The sequence below is a fragment of the Saccharopolyspora sp. NPDC003752 genome (assembly GCF_053605825.1).
In genome coordinates, this window is record NZ_JBSGJZ010000010.1 from 84,853 (window position 1) to 98,929 (window position 14,077).

Here is a 14,077-nt window from a genome sequence, read left to right on the forward strand (position 1 = left end):
TACGCTGTCGACCGATCGATCGATCGACAGAACGCGAGGAGACGGCGTGGCAGGCAGCACCGGGACCCCACCGGCGATCCGCTACCGCTCGCGGGTGCACTTCGACGAGCTGGATCCCAACGGGCACCTGCACAACACCCGGTTCGCGCTGCACGTCGAGCGGGCGACCACGGCGGCGTTCGCGGCCGCGGGCTACGACACCGGGACGATCGCCGGTCGGCACCCCGACCTGCACTACGTGGTCCGCGCCTTCCAGATCGAGTTCCACGCGCCGGTGACCGGCGCGGGCGACCTGCTCGTCCGGCTGCAGCTCACCGAGCTGGGCCGGACCAGCGCGACCTGGACCTTCCACTGCGGACAGGAACCGAACGCCACCGGCACCCGGACCATCGTGAAGGTGGGCGCCGACGGACGGCCGCAGCCGTGGTCGCAGCGGCTGCGCGCCTGGCACGCGACCCAGCTGCACGGCCCGCGTTCACCCGAGAGTTGAGGAGGAAGCCGTTGTCCGAAGCCCAGTCCGGCGGTGCCGTGGTGGAGACCGAGATCTCCGGCGACGTCGGCGTCATCCGGCTCAACCGGCCGGAATGCCTCAACGCCGTCAACACCGCCCTGGTGGAACAGCTCGTCACCGCGCTCGGCGCGATCACCGACGCGGGCGTCGGCGCGGTGCTGCTGACCGGCCGCGGCCGCGCGTTCTGCGCCGGCCACGACCTCAAGGCACCGCCGGAGGATCCGGCGACCGTGCAGGCGCGGCTGGACCGGATCCAGGACGTCACGCGGCTGATCCGCGACTGCCCGGCGCCGGTCATCGCGGCGGTGCAGGGACACGCCGTCGGCGCGGGCGCGGAATTCGCCCTCTGCTGCGACCTGGTGATCGCCGCCGAGGACGCCCGGTTCCGCTTCCCCGAGGTCGGGCTCGGACTCAGCGTCACCGGCGGCATCTCCAAGCTGCTGCCGCTGCTCGTCGGCCCGCTCAAGGCCAAGGAGATCCTGCTGTTCGGCGACACCATCGACGCCGCCGAGGCGAGCCGGCTCGGGCTGGTCAACACGGTTGTCCCGGCCGACGCGCTGCTGCAGACCGCGCACCGGTGGGCGGCACGGTTGGCCGAGCGGCCGCGCGCCACCCTGGCCATGGCCAAGGAAGCCCTGGACGCGGGCATCGACCACGCCCTCGAATCGGCGCTGCGACTGGAGATCCGGCACGCGATCCGCACCGAGGAGCTCGCGGCCGACCGGACGGGAGACGCCCGATGAACGCCGAAACCCTCGTCGACCTCGTCCGCGGCGCGGCCCGGCGCTGGCCGGATCGCACCGCGTGGACCTTCGACCAAACCGGCCGCGAACTCACCTTCGCCGAGATCGACCGCCGCAGCGACGCGCTGGCCGCGCTGCTGGCCGAATCGGGGGTGGCGGCGGGCGACCGCATCGCGGTGATGATGGACAACCGCCCGGAATTCCCGCTCGGCTGGCTCGCCGCGGCCAAGCTGGGCGCGGCGATGGTCCCGGTCAACAACCGCTACCAGGAGTACGACGCCACGCACGTGCTCGCGCACTCGCAGGCCCGGGTCGTGCTGACCACCGCCGAGCACGCGGATCTGCTCGCCCGCGTCCGGAAGGCCACCTCGGTGCGGCAGGTCCTCGACGTCGACGCGATCGACCTCCCGGCCGCCGAAGCGCCCCGGTGCGCGCCGCCGGCACCGGAGGCGCTGGCGAACATCCAGTACACCTCGGGCACCACCGGCGCACCCAAGGGCTGCGCGCTCCCCCACCGCTACTGGACCACGCTCGCGTCCGGCCTGGTCGACGGCTTCCCGGACATCGACGACCGCGACACGATCCTCACCGCCCAGCCGTTCCACTACATCGATCCGCAGTGGAACGTCGCGCTCGGCCTCGCCGCCGGGGCGCGGCTGGTGGTACTGGACCGGTTCCACCCCACCACGTTCTGGGCGAAGGTCCGCGAGCACGGCGTCACGTGGTTCTACTGCCTGGGCCTGATGCCGAAGCTGCTGCTCGACCAGGACCCGTCGCCTGCCGACCGGGAACACCGGGTGCGCGCGATCAGCGCTTCGGCGATCCCGCCGAACCTGCACGCGGCGCTCGAACGGCGGTGGGGCGTCCCGTGGTTCGAGGCGTTCGGCATGACCGAAACCGGCAGCGACATCCGGATGACCCCGCAGGACCACGACGCCGCGGTGGGCACGGGCTGCCTCGGCCGGGCGGCGCCGGGACGCGAGGTCATGATCGTCGGCGGCGACGGCGCCCCGGTGCCGCGCGGCGAGGTCGGCGAGCTGGCCATCCGCGGCACCGGCCTGATGCACGGATACTTCCGCGATCCGGAGGCCACCGAACGCGCCTTCCGGGCGGGCTGGTTCCACACCGGCGATCTGGCCCGGATGGACGACGAGGGCCGCGTCTACTACGCGGGCCGCACCAAGGACATGATCCGCCGCAGCGGCGAGAACATCGCCGCCGCCGAGGTCGAGCGCGTGCTGCAGCTGCACCCGGCGGTCGAGGTGGCCGCGGTCCTGCCGGAGCCGGACGAGTTGCGCGGCGAGGAGGTGCACGCGGTGGTCGTCCTCCGCGGCGAGCCGTGCGATCCGCGCGAGCTGGCGGAATTCTGCGCCACCCAGCTCGCCTACTTCAAGGTCCCGCGCTACTGGACCTTCCGCGACCGGCTGCCGATGACGGCCTCGGAACGCGTCGCCAAGGCCGTCCTGCGCGCCGAGCTCCGCGACGAGGAGGCGGCCACCCACGACAGCCGAACCTGGTGATCTCCGCGGGTCGGCACTGCCTGCGGCCCCGTTGAACGTTCTGTCCCCTTTGCCCACTGCGGCTCCGGGTCCACCATCCGGCGTACATTTGTTTGGTGCGCGTCGGCCTGCCCGCGCACGAACCGACAGAACGTTTCCGTCCTGGCCTGGCCGGGACCGCGGCACCGAGAAGGTTGATCGGGTGGTTGTCCCAACGGCTCGTCCGCAGCTCGCTGAGCGGCCGGGCCGCAGCAAGGCCGCAGGTCGATCGGTCGGCGCGGTCTGGCTGCGCATGCTCGCGGTCGTCGCCGCCGGCTTCGCGCTCTACGCGGGCTCTCCCCCGCGTGAGCTGTGGTGGCTGGCGCCGATCGCGTTCGCGGTGTTCGCGGCGGTGCTCCGCGGCCGCAAGGCCCGCGCCGGATTCGGCTACGGTCTGCTGTTCGGCTTCGCGTTCCTGCTGCCGCTGCTGGGCTGGCTGCAGGACTTCCTGGGCGCCGACTTCGGCCCGTGGCCGTGGCTGGGCGTGGCGGGCGTGCAGGCGCTGTTCGTCGCGCTCGGTGGCGCCGGGATGGCGCGCGTCAGCCGCCTGCCGGGAGCGCCGGTGTGGATGGCCGCGGTGTTCGTCACCGCCGAGGCGCTGCGCTCGGCCGTGCCCTTCGGCGGCTTCCCGTGGGGCAAGCTGGCCTTCACCCAGGACACCGGCCTGTTCCTGCCGCTGGCCGCGCTCGGCGGCACCGCCGTGGTGTCCTTCGCCGTCGCGGTGGTCGGCGGCGGCCTGGCCGAGCTCGCCCGCCGCGTGCGCACCCCGCGACGCTGGGCCGCGCCGCTGGCCGCCGTGCTCGTGCCGGTCGTGGCCGGCCTGGCCATGCTGCCCTTCATCGGCACCGACCCCAACGCCGGAACCGCCCGGGTCGCGATCGTGCAGGGCAACGCGCCCAACCTGGGGCTGGGCCTGCTGTACGAGGACGACGTCCTGCACACCAACCACATCGCGGCCGCTCAGCAGCTCGCCGCCGACCCGGCGAAGGGCCCCCTCGACTTCGTCGTGCTCCCCGAGCAGGTCGGCAGCTGGGGGCCGAGCCAGACCGACCCGGACCTCTCCGGCGTCGCCGCGCAGTTCGGCGTCCCGCTCGTGGTCGGTGGCCTCGGCAAGGACCCCGACGGCTCCCTGCGCAACCAGGTCGTCCGGTGGGATCCGGCGACGGGCGCGGGCGACCGCTACGTCAAGCAGCACCTGGTGCCCTTCGCCGAGACGATCCCGATGCGGCCGGTGGCGCGGCTGGTGAGCCCGTTCGTGGACCGCTTCCGCTCGGACATGGTGCCCGACGACAAACCGGGCGTGCTCGACGTCGGAGGCGTCCGGCTGGGCGTCGGGATCTGCTACGACGTCGCCTACGACGACGTGTTCACCGGCGCGGCCCGGGAGGGCGCGACGCTGCTCGCGGTGCCGACCAACAACGCCTGGTACGGCCACTCCGAGATGAGCTACCAGCAGCTGGCGATGTCCCGGCTGCGCGCGGTGGAGCACGGGCGGGCGGTCCTGGTGTCGGCGACCAGCGGCGTCAGCGCCGTGGTTCAGCCGGACGGCACCGTGACCCAGCAGACCGAGCTGTTCACCGCGCAGAATCTCATCGCCGAGGTGCCGCTGCGCTCGACGCAGACGCTCGCCACCCGGCTGGGCAGCGTTCCGATGTGGACACTGGTCGTGCTGGGCGTCGGCGCGGTGGCGCTGTCCTGGTGGCGGCCCCGGCGGACCGCGGACGCCTGAACCCGACCGATACGAGTGCACGGTCGGCCGAGCGGGCCGGCTAGGAGGACATGGATGGCGAACCGGCAAGCCCCCGGAGCCGGTGACGACTCCGCCCTGGTGGTGATCCCCACCTACAACGAGCGGGACAACCTGGAGCCGATCGTGCGGCGGCTGTTCGCCGCGCTGCCCTCGGCGCACGTGCTGGTCGTCGACGACGGCAGCCCGGACGGCACCGGCGAGGTGGCCGACGGGCTCGCCGCCGACGACGAGCGGGTGCACGTGCTGCACCGGAGCGAGAAGGCCGGGCTCGGCGCGGCGTACGTGGCGGGCTTCGAGTGGGCGCTGGCGCGGGACTACGGCGCGATCATCGAGATGGACGCCGATGGCTCCCACTCGCCCGAGGACCTGCCCCGGCTGATCGGCATGCTCGGCCCGGACGGCACCGGCGCGGACGTGGTGCTGGGCTCGCGCTACGTGCCCGGCGGGCGGACGGTGAACTGGCCCTGGTACCGGGCGCTGCTGTCCCGCGGCGCCAACGTGTACTCCAAGCTGGCGCTCGGCGTGTCGATCAACGACATCACCTCCGGCTACCGCGTGTACCGGCGGGAGGTCCTGGAGACGCTGCAGCTGCACAACGTCGCCTCGCAGGGCTACTGCTTCCAGGTGGACCTGGCGTGGCGCGCGGTGGAGGCCGGATTCGTGGTCGTGGAGGTGCCGATCACCTTCGTGGAACGCGAGGTCGGCAGCTCGAAGATGGACGCCGAAGTGGTGCGCGAAGCCCTCGTCAGGGTGACGAAGTGGGGCCTGCGCCGCCGCGGCAACCAGGCCGCGAGCGTCCTGCGCTCGATCCGCCGCTGACGACCGCGGGATCCGAGCACGTCGAAGCGCCCGGGACGAGATGTCCCGGGCGCTTCGTCGGATCCTGGTCGCTCAGTGCCCGCGGCGCGTCCGCAGCAGGTCGAGGCGCTCGTTGAGCAGCTCCTCGAGTTCCGGGATGGTGCGCCGCTCCAGCAGCATGTCCCAGTGGGTGCGCGGCGGCTTGGCCTTCTTCTGCTCCGGCTCGCTGCCGTCGATGATCTTCGACTCGGTGCCGTGCAGACGGCACTCCCAAGTCGGCGGCACCTCGGCATCGTCGGAGAACGGCACCTCGAACTCGTGGCTCTTGGGGCAGGCGTAGCGCACCGTCCGGCGCGGTGCGAGGTCGTGGTTACGGTCGGTCTCGTAGCTCACCGCTCCGAGCCGGCTGCCACGCAGAACGCGGTCGGCCATGACGGTTCCTTTCACTTCGGCCCGGGACCTGGCCCGAGCGGTTGTGCTCACCGTGTGCAACGACGGGGAAGCCGCCGTATGTTCCCGGTGTAGTGCTTCTGGTTGCCGTCGGTGACGTTGTTCACCCATCAACGACGGCTTTCTCCCTAGAGATGCAATCGGTCGGCGTTCGTGACGCGTTATCCCACTCGCAATCTATAGGTGCGTTCGAACGGGTGATAGTGCCAGATGATGAGTCACTATGGCCAAGCTAGATGTCGGGAAAGTGACCATAGTGGGACGGAGATCACGACACGGACGGCGGACAAGACGCGAAAATTGGTAACTGAATGTAGCTATACTTGGTTCCCTGTTGTCACAACGCTGCGTACCGGCATATTCCGATCGCGTCGAAAATCCCGGCCATGCCTGTCACCAGCATGGAGCAACGCCGCCGCCTTGGCGAGGTGGGCGCGCATCGTCACCCGCCGGGCACGCAGCGTGGTCACCGAACGGGTCAGAGAACCTTCGGCGCCGGGTTGCCGACCGCCTCGATCGCCCGCCGCACCGGCACCAGCGCGACCAGCACCAACCCGACCGCGAAGAACACCACCAGCGACACGATGGCCAGCCGGAACGACCCGGTCGCCTGCCCGACGCCGGCGAACACCAGCGGGCCCAGCCACGACGTGGAGCGCTCCCCCACCTCGTACAGCGAGAAGTACTCGGCCTCCCGGCCGGGCGGCACCATCTGGCTGAACAGCGACCGGGACAGCGCGTTGGTGCCGCCGAGCACCAGCCCGATGCCCACCGCCAGGCCGTAGAACTGCATCTGCTGGCCGGCCTGCACGAAGTACGCGGCGACCAGCACCACCAGCCAGGTGGCGAGGCTGATCAGGATCGTCTTCTTCGCGCCGATGCGCCGCGCCACCACCCCGTGCAGCACCCCGCCGACGAAGGCGATGAACTGCACGATCAGCAGCGTGATGATCAGCGAGTCCTGCGGGAGCTTGAGCTCCAGGTTGCCGTACTGCGCCGAGACCTGGGTGACCGTCGAGATGCCGTCGGTGTAGATCCAGTACGCCCCGAGGAACGCCAGCGTCAGCGGGAAGTGCTTCGCCTCCCGGAACGTGGTCACCAACTGCTTGAAGCCCGCGGTGACCGCGGACGGGCCGCGCACGGCCCCCTCCGGGGCGCGGTGTTCACGCAGCGCCGCCAGCGGCAGCAGCGTGAACACGGCCCACCAGACGCCCGAGGACAGGAAGATCAGCCGGACCGCGGTCTCCGTGCTCATGCCGATCGCGTCGTGGCCGAGGTAGATCACCAGGTGCATGGCCAGCGCCGCACCGCTGCCCAGGTAACCGACGGCCCAGCCGCGGGTGGAGACGTCGTCCCGCTCGTCGACCGAGGCGATCTCCGGCAGGAACGAGTAGTAGACCACCACCGAGGCGCCGAAGCAGATGTTGGCGATGATGAACAGCACCACGCCGAGCTGCCAGTCCTGCCCGCCGACCAGCGCCAGCAGCGCCGTCATCGCCGCGCCGCCGAACGCGAAGATCCCCAGCATCAGCCGCTTGCTCTGCGTCCGGTCCGCGATCGCGCCGGTGATCGGCAGCACGACCACCTGCACGACGGTGGCCACCGACAGCAGGTAGCCCCACAACGACCCGGCCGGGAACACCAGCCCGAGCGCCGAGATGTCGCACTGCACCAGCGCGTTGTTCTGCGGGCAGGCGTTCAGGCCGTTGCGCGCGACGTCCGCCTTCGCGGCCTCGGTCGCCACCGAGGTCAGGTAGAGCGAGAGGAAGACCGTGGTCACCGAGGTCGGGAACACCGAGTTGGCCCAGTCGTACCAGCACCAACCCCGCTGTTCCCGGCGCCGCCGCCGCGCGGCGTCCGGTGCCAGGTCGCTGTCCATCACGCTCATCCGTTCGGTCCTCCGGCCAAGATCACTCGATTGGGGGTAACCGGACCTTACTGGCTCAACGAACGCGGTGGAGGTCCGTGCGGCGACAATGCGTAGTTCTGCTCATCCGCCGACCTCCGGCTGCGGCTCGCCGAACCACTCCCGCAACACCTCCTGCAACACGTCCGGCCGGTCGGTGACCAGCCCATCCACGCCGAGATCCAGCAGCTCCCGCATCTCCACGGCGTCGTCGACGGTCCACACGTGGACCTCCATGCCCCAGCGATGAGCCTGGCGCACGAAGCGGGAGTCGATCAAACGCAGCCGGCCGAAGCCCGTCGGCACCTGCGTCGCGCCGCCGACCACCGCCGACCGCAGCGGCCAGCCGCCCCACCGCGAGCTCAACCACAGCAACCCGGCCGAACGACGCCCGGTCGAGGTGAGCAGCCGCGGCCCGATGGCCCGCCGCATCGCGGCCAGCCGGTGCTCGGCGAACGACGCCAGGCACACCCGGTCCCAGGCGTTGTGCCTGCGCAGGGTCCGCAACACCGGCGCCACCGCCGAGTCGGCCTTGACGTCGATGTTGAAGAACATCTCCGGCAGCTCCTCCAGCGCGGCGTCCAGCCGGCACACCGGTTCCCGGCCGCCGATGAGCGCCGAGCCGACGGCCGACCAGGGCAGCCGCTCGATGAGGCCGCGGCCGTCCGTGGTGCGGTCCAGCGTCGCGTCGTGGTTCACCACCACGACGCCGTCGGCCGTCGCGTGGACGTCGGTCTCGATGTAGCGGTAACCCTTGTCGGCGGCGCGTCGGAACGCGGCCAGCGAGTTCTCCAGATCGTGCAGTTCCCCGAGGTGCCACCCGCGGTGGGCGAACGCGCGGGGCCGGGGACCGGACAGGAAAGGATGCGTCACGTCCGCAACTCTGCCCGATCGGCGTGCCTGCACCGCGCAGGCGGGGCCCTTGGCTAACGTGATCGATCGTGGAAACCTCCGACCTGCCGTCCCGCCGCCCACGCCAAGCCAGGCACTGCGCGTGGTGCGGACGGCGCGTCCCGGAGTCGGGCAGGCAAGGACGACCCCGCCTGTACTGCGCGCAGTCCTGCCGCCAACGCGCCTACGAGCGCCGCACCGCGGTGCAGCGCGGCGGCCTCCCGGAAGACGCGGTGGTGCTCTCCGCCGCCGAGCTCGCGGATCTGCAGGACCGGCTGTTCCAGCTGCGCTGCGCGGCCGAAGACGTGGTCACGGCCATCGAGGACGCCGCCGACCACGCCGAACTGCGCAAGCTCGCGACCCAGGTGGTGGCCGTGGCCGGGGAGCTCGAACGGCTGCGGTGAGACGAACGGAGCATTGTGCGGACCGGCCGGGGTGGCCAGGATGAGTTGGTCCCCAGCGGTGGCGAGGAATCGACGGTGCCCGCACGTCCCGTAGTCCGCGGCTTGCGCCGCGCCGACCTGATCAGCCAGGACCCGATAGCTTCGGCGGTCTTCTACCGGGCCCTGCTCGACTGGACCCCGGCACCGACCGGCGCCGGCTTCGACTGCTGGGTGGGCAACCGCCGCTGCGCCGCGATGCGCTCCCCGCGCGGCCGCGAACTGCCCGGCTGGCGCCCCATGTTCGCCGGCACCACCCAGGACGGCTCGCTGACCGGACCCGACGACGCGGTCGCGCTCATCGCCAAGGGGCGGGCCCAGCACGGGCCGTGGGCGCCGAGCCCGCGGCCGGGCGAGCCCTGCTGGATCGAGCTGTGCACGGCGGTCCCGGACCGCGCCGACGCGTTCTGGGCGGACATCCTAAGCTGGTCCGTGCACGCGGACCAGTACCTCGCCCACGGCCGGCCGCTGGCGTCCCGCACGATGCGGCGACCGGCCGGCTGGGGCTGGCTGTGCTACTTCGCGGTGGAGGACGTCGAGGCGATCAGCGCCCGGGTGGTGGAGCTGGGCGGCGAAACCGTCGACCGCGCCGATCACCCGCTGCTGGGCGCGACGGCGGTGGTGTCCGACCCGGCCGGAGCGACGATCGGCCTGGCCGCGGCCGACAAGTGGGGCTGACTGCGGCTAGCCGCCGGAGAGCTCGCCGAGCACCTGCAACGTCCGGTTGGCGCGCACGGACAACCGCTGCTCGCGCGCGGTGACGTCGATGTAGGTCTGGCTGGAGTTGATCGACGAGTGCCCGAGCAGCTTGGCGATCTCGGCGGCGCTCGCCCCGTCCTCGGCGAGCCGTGTAGCGAAGGTGTGCCGCAGCGCGTGCACCATCGCGCCCGGCTGCACCCGGTCGGAGACGCCCGCCGCCCGCAGGGACTGCCGCACCAGGTACTGCAGGCCGCCCCGGCGCAACGCCTCGCCGTGGTGATCGACGAACAGCGGCTCGCCGCCGGGCAGCCGGTCGCCGAACCGCACCCGCCGCGACTCCAGGTAGCTCTGGATCAGCGAGTCCAGGGTGTCCTCGATGGGGATGGACCGGTTCTTGCCGCCCTTGCCGTGCACGTGCAGCCGGCGATCCCCCGCCCGGCCGGCCAGCGAGCCGACGGTCAGTTCCAGCAGCTCGGCCGAGCGCACCCCGGTGCACAGCAGCGTGGCGAGCACGGCGAGATCACGCTCCGGCCACGGATTCCGCGCCCGCCGGGCCCCGGCGGCCACCGTGCGCAGCAGCCGCTCGGGGGTGTCCTCGCCCTGCAGCGGCTTCGGTGTGGAGGGAGCGTTGCGCGGCTTCGGCACCACCTGCATCGGATTGCCGGACACCGCGCCCTCGACCACCAGGAACCCGAAGAAACCGTTCCAGGTCGACCAGGCCCGGGTCACCGACGAGGCGGACCGCGACGCGGCGAACCGCGCGAACGCCGACCGCAGCACCGAGGCGGTGACCAGGTCCACGGCCAGCCGGTCGGCGCCGGTGCCGGTGAGCTCGACCAGCTCACCGGCCACCGACTCCAGGTCGCGGCGGTAGGCGCGCAGCGAATTGGCCGCGAGCTTCCTGGCCTGCAGGTGCTCCAGGTAGACCTCGATCAACCGCGCCACGTCCACGCCGCACCTCCCCGATGATCAACTCGGGTAGATGAAACCAGACGGCACCGACAATCAGCTGTTGCGGATGAACCGGTCGAGCACGCGGGTGCCGAACTTCAGCGAGTCCACCGGGACCCGCTCGTCGACGCCGTGGAACAGGGCGGCGAAGTCGAGGTCCGCGGGCAGCTTCAACGGCGCGAAGCCGAAGCAGTTCATGCCCAGCCGGCTGAACGACTTCGCGTCGGTGCCGCCGGACATCATGTAGGGCAGCGCCTTCGCCCCCGGATCCTCGGCGAGCAGCGACGCGGTCATCACATCGACGATGCGCCCCTCGAACTTGGTCTCCACCGGCGGCAACCCGACCCACTCCCGCTCCACGTCGGGCCCGAGGAGCTCGGCCAGCTCGCGATCGAAGGCCTCCTCCCGCCCGGGCAGGATCCGGCAGTCCACGGCGGCCTCGGCCACCGACGGGATCACGTTGTGCTTGTACCCGGCGGTGAGCATCGTCGGGTTCGCGGTGTCGCGCAGCGTGGCGCCGACGATCCGCGACAGGTTCCCGAGCTTGGCGACGGCGCCCTCGATGTCGTTCTCCGGGAAGTCCCAGCCGGTGATCTCGGTGACGCCGGCGAGGAACTCGCGAACCGAGTCGGTCAGCACCAGCGGGAACCGGTGGTTGCCGAGCTTCGCAACGGCCTCGGAGAGCTTGGTGACGGCGTTGTCGTCGTGCACCATCGAGCCGTGCCCGGCGCGCGCCCGCACCCGCAGCTTCAGCCAGCGGATGCCCTTCTCCGCGGACTGCACGAGGTAGGCGCGAACGCCGTCCTTGAGCGTGACCGAGAAGCCGCCGACCTCGCTGATCGCCTCGGTGCAGCCCTCGAAGAGCTCGGGCCGGTGGTCCACCAGCCACTGAGCCCCGTGGAAGCTGCCGGCCTCCTCGTCGGCCAGGAACGCGAAGACGACATCCCGCGGCGGGGTGATGCCGTCGCGCTTGAGCCGCCGCGCGACGGCGAGGCTCATGGCCAGCATGTCCTTCATGTCGACGGCGCCGCGCCCCCACACGTAGCCGTCCTGCACGGCCCCGGAGAACGGGTGGACGGACCACTCGGCGGGATCGGCGGGAACGACGTCCAGGTGCCCGTGCACGAGCAGCCCGCCCCGCGTGGAGTCGGCGCCGGGCAAGCGGGCGATGACGTTGCCGCGCCCGGGGTGGTCCCCGGACTCGACGTAGGTGACGTCGTAACCGACCTCGCTGAGCTTGGCCGCCACGAACTCGGCGGCGGCACGCTCGCCGACGAGCGTCTCGGGGTCGCCCGTGTTGGTGGTGTCGATGCGGATCAGGTCGCTCGCCAGGCCGACGACCTCGTCCTCGGCCCGCAGCAACCCAGCGTCGTGATCAGTGCCGGAGATACCCTCGTTGTGTGCGCTCACCAGGCATTTCTATCACCCGGCCACGGAAGAGGGGGGTGCCGTTGGAGCGTGTTTGACCATGGGCTAATCTATGTACACAACACAGCGGGGAGGCCCGAAAGAAAGAGGGCCGAGCCGAAGATGTCCGAGTGGCGGAATGGCAGACGCGCTAGCTTGAGGTGCTAGTGCCCTACTAATGGGCGTGGGGGTTCAAGTCCCCCCTCGGACACGACAAAATCCCCACACTGCTTGGATCAGGATCAACCTGGACTTCCGCAGTGTGGGTTTCTTTTTGGTAGGTGACCTTGAGACCGAGTGCGCGGTAGACCGGCGCCTTTCGCTCAGGGGCCGCTCGGTGAAGCGAGCGCGCAGCGCTTCGACACGCGGTGAACAGTTGTTCGACGTAGTCGGGTGTGATCTTCGCCCGGCGCGGAGTGGCACGGCGGAGGACAGCCTCGGCCTGCACCTGCTGGGCTTCGACGTCCGCGATCCACCTACCGATAACCCCTGGATCACTCCCCTCGTCGAGCGCTTGCCGGTACCGCGTGAGCTTGCGCTGGCAGTCCCGGACAGTGGCCTGAGCGGCACGGAGGTGTTCGGTGCCCCGGCCCGTGTCATCATCCGCAGCTGCCGCCAGACGGGTGACGGTGTCGTGGATTCGGTCGTCGGTGAACAACGAAGCCAGCCAGCCGTCCAGATCCGGGAGGATGTCGACCTTGCCCTTGCCGATAACCTCATCCGCCCTGGTGAGAAGCAGTCCGGCACGGGTAGGTCGACTGTAGTCGCTCGAGCGGACGCTTTCGCTGCGGTCGTGCGCCACCGCATGATGATCGACTGTGCTGTTGCAACTGGCCTACCTGGGTGTGACGAATGCGTTCGCCATGTTGCGCCTGCTACCCATGAGTGATCGGGACAAGGACGTCGAGAGCCTGGCTTTGCGCCATCAGATCACCGTGCTGGAGCGTCAACTCGGCAAGAACAGGGTGCGGTTCATTCCAAGCGATCGGGCGTTCCTGTCAGCGCTACTGCACCGGCTGCCACGGAACGTCCTGCGCAGGTTGCCGTTGCTGGTACGCCCGGACACGGTGCTGCGCTGGCACCGCGACCTCATCGCACGCCGCCATGCGACCGTTTCCAAGCCGAAGCGCCCGGGCCGGCCACGCACCGTCCGCTCCGTGCGGGCATTGGTGCTGCGCCTGGCCAAGGAGAACCCCAGCTGGGGATACCGCCGACTTCACAGCGAATTGCTCGTCCTGGGGGGTGAAAGTGGCCGCGTCCACCGTCTGGGAGATCGTGCAGGCTGCTGGGATCGATCCGGCCCCCGAACGCAACTCCAGCACGTGGGCGGACTTCCTACGCTCCCAGGCCGACGCCTTGCTGGCGTGCGACTTCTTCGAGACGGTCACCCTGTCTGGAACAAGAATGTACGTGCTCACCGTCATCGAGCACACCACCCGGCAGATCCGGATCCTGGGCACCACCGCACACCCGACCGCTTCGTGGGTCGCCCAAGCCGCGAAGAATCTCGTCATGGACCTCGAGGAAGCCGGCTGCCGAGCAAGGTTCCTGATCCGGAACCGCGACAGCAAATTCCCCGCCCTGTTCGATACCGTCCTGTCGGATTCGAGGGTAGAGGTCGTGCTCAGCGGCGTCCAGATGCCGAGGATGAACTCAATCATGGAAAGATGGGGGCAGACCTGCCGACGCGAACTCCTGGACCGCACACTGATCTGGAAGCAGCGGGGCCTGCTCTATGCCTTGCGCGAGCTCGAGGACTTCTACAACGAACACCGCCCACACCAAGGCATCGCGAACGCCCACCCGTGCAAGCCGTTGCCCACGCCTTTTGCAGATCCAGACAAGATAGCCAGCCTCGACATACGACGACACGATCGCATCGGCGGCATCCTCCACGAATACCGGCATGCCGCATGACCAGTTCGGATGAGGTTCCGGCAAGGGCAAGGTCCGGGCGATGCCTCTGACGGGGTGCAGAGCGCAACCTCCGCAA

General features: G+C 70.5%; 14 protein-coding genes and 1 tRNA gene. 9 read left to right on the forward strand and 6 right to left on the reverse strand.

All coding sequences use genetic code 11. From position 1 onward, the window contains the following. The first annotated feature begins 46 nt into the window (after nucleotides 1-46). The 5 genes from ACWEV3_RS15525 (at nucleotide 47) to ACWEV3_RS15545 (ending at nucleotide 5,361) form a co-directional block, all read left to right on the forward strand. Nucleotides 47-490, forward strand: a complete 444-nt coding sequence (locus tag ACWEV3_RS15525; RefSeq protein ID WP_452614508.1) for an acyl-CoA thioesterase — start codon at nucleotides 47-49, stop codon at nucleotides 488-490. A gap of 11 nt (nucleotides 491-501) precedes the next feature. Continuing rightward, a complete protein-coding gene (locus ACWEV3_RS15530; protein ID WP_452614509.1) occupies nucleotides 502-1,254 on the forward strand; it encodes an enoyl-CoA hydratase/isomerase family protein in 753 nt (250 codons plus the stop codon). Beyond that, complete coding sequence (locus tag ACWEV3_RS15535) at nucleotides 1,251-2,774, forward strand: AMP-binding protein (RefSeq protein WP_452614510.1); 1,524 nt, start codon at nucleotides 1,251-1,253, stop codon at nucleotides 2,772-2,774. The genes ACWEV3_RS15530 and ACWEV3_RS15535 overlap by 4 nt, the downstream gene beginning before the upstream one ends. A 181-nt stretch (nucleotides 2,775-2,955) precedes the next feature. Beyond that, complete coding sequence (gene lnt / locus ACWEV3_RS15540) at nucleotides 2,956-4,521, forward strand: apolipoprotein N-acyltransferase (protein ID WP_452614511.1); 1,566 nt, start codon at nucleotides 2,956-2,958, stop codon at nucleotides 4,519-4,521. A 54-nt stretch (nucleotides 4,522-4,575) separates the two neighbouring features. After that, nucleotides 4,576-5,361: a polyprenol monophosphomannose synthase gene (locus ACWEV3_RS15545; RefSeq protein ID WP_452614512.1), complete on the forward strand. Its 786-nt coding sequence runs from the start codon at nucleotides 4,576-4,578 to the stop codon at nucleotides 5,359-5,361. A gap of 72 nt (nucleotides 5,362-5,433) precedes the next feature. Here the strand turns inward: ACWEV3_RS15545 and ACWEV3_RS15550 are convergent, their stop codons facing one another. The 3 genes from ACWEV3_RS15550 to ACWEV3_RS15560 form a co-directional block, all read right to left on the reverse strand. Further along, nucleotides 5,434-5,772: an RNA polymerase-binding protein RbpA gene (locus ACWEV3_RS15550; protein ID WP_093277988.1), complete on the reverse strand. Its 339-nt coding sequence runs from the start codon at nucleotides 5,770-5,772 to the stop codon at nucleotides 5,434-5,436. A gap of 496 nt (nucleotides 5,773-6,268) precedes the next feature. Then, complete coding sequence (locus ACWEV3_RS15555) at nucleotides 6,269-7,678, reverse strand: MFS transporter (protein ID WP_452614513.1); 1,410 nt, start codon at nucleotides 7,676-7,678, stop codon at nucleotides 6,269-6,271. Nucleotides 7,679-7,780: 102 nt separating this feature from the next. Continuing rightward, complete coding sequence (locus tag ACWEV3_RS15560) at nucleotides 7,781-8,569, reverse strand: glycerophosphodiester phosphodiesterase (RefSeq protein WP_452614514.1); 789 nt, start codon at nucleotides 8,567-8,569, stop codon at nucleotides 7,781-7,783. 68 nt (nucleotides 8,570-8,637) lie between these two features. Between ACWEV3_RS15560 and ACWEV3_RS15565 the strand changes: the two genes are divergently transcribed. Together ACWEV3_RS15565 and ACWEV3_RS15570 are read left to right on the forward strand one after the other, a co-directional pair. Continuing rightward, nucleotides 8,638-8,991 (forward strand): hypothetical protein, encoded by a 354-nt coding sequence (locus ACWEV3_RS15565; protein WP_235883846.1) that lies wholly within the window; start codon nucleotides 8,638-8,640, stop codon nucleotides 8,989-8,991. 75 nt (nucleotides 8,992-9,066) lie between these two features. Then, complete coding sequence (locus tag ACWEV3_RS15570; protein ID WP_452614515.1) at nucleotides 9,067-9,705, forward strand: VOC family protein; 639 nt, start codon at nucleotides 9,067-9,069, stop codon at nucleotides 9,703-9,705. A gap of 6 nt (nucleotides 9,706-9,711) precedes the next feature. Here the strand turns inward: ACWEV3_RS15570 and ACWEV3_RS15575 are convergent, their stop codons facing one another. Then, nucleotides 9,712-10,677, reverse strand: a complete 966-nt coding sequence (locus ACWEV3_RS15575; RefSeq protein WP_452614516.1) for a tyrosine-type recombinase/integrase — start codon at nucleotides 10,675-10,677, stop codon at nucleotides 9,712-9,714. 54 nt (nucleotides 10,678-10,731) lie between these two features. Then, nucleotides 10,732-12,087: a M20/M25/M40 family metallo-hydrolase gene (locus ACWEV3_RS15580; RefSeq protein WP_132490077.1), complete on the reverse strand. Its 1,356-nt coding sequence runs from the start codon at nucleotides 12,085-12,087 to the stop codon at nucleotides 10,732-10,734. A gap of 122 nt (nucleotides 12,088-12,209) precedes the next feature. Between ACWEV3_RS15580 and ACWEV3_RS15585 the strand changes: the two genes are divergently transcribed. Beyond that, nucleotides 12,210-12,295, forward strand: a tRNA-Leu gene (locus ACWEV3_RS15585). On the opposite strand, the gene ACWEV3_RS15590 is transcribed toward ACWEV3_RS15585, so the two are convergent. Beyond that, nucleotides 12,260-12,886 carry a hypothetical protein gene (locus ACWEV3_RS15590; RefSeq protein ID WP_452614517.1) on the reverse strand — a complete coding sequence of 209 codons (627 nt, stop codon included), beginning with the start codon at nucleotides 12,884-12,886 and terminating at the stop codon, nucleotides 12,260-12,262. The genes ACWEV3_RS15585 and ACWEV3_RS15590 overlap by 36 nt on opposite strands. 446 nt (nucleotides 12,887-13,332) lie before the next feature. Here ACWEV3_RS15590 and ACWEV3_RS15595 point away from each other — a divergent pair, with 446 nt between their 5' ends. Next, nucleotides 13,333-14,001 carry an integrase core domain-containing protein gene (locus tag ACWEV3_RS15595; protein ID WP_452614518.1) on the forward strand — a complete coding sequence of 223 codons (669 nt, stop codon included), beginning with the start codon at nucleotides 13,333-13,335 and terminating at the stop codon, nucleotides 13,999-14,001. Nucleotides 14,002-14,077: the final 76 nt, after the last annotated feature.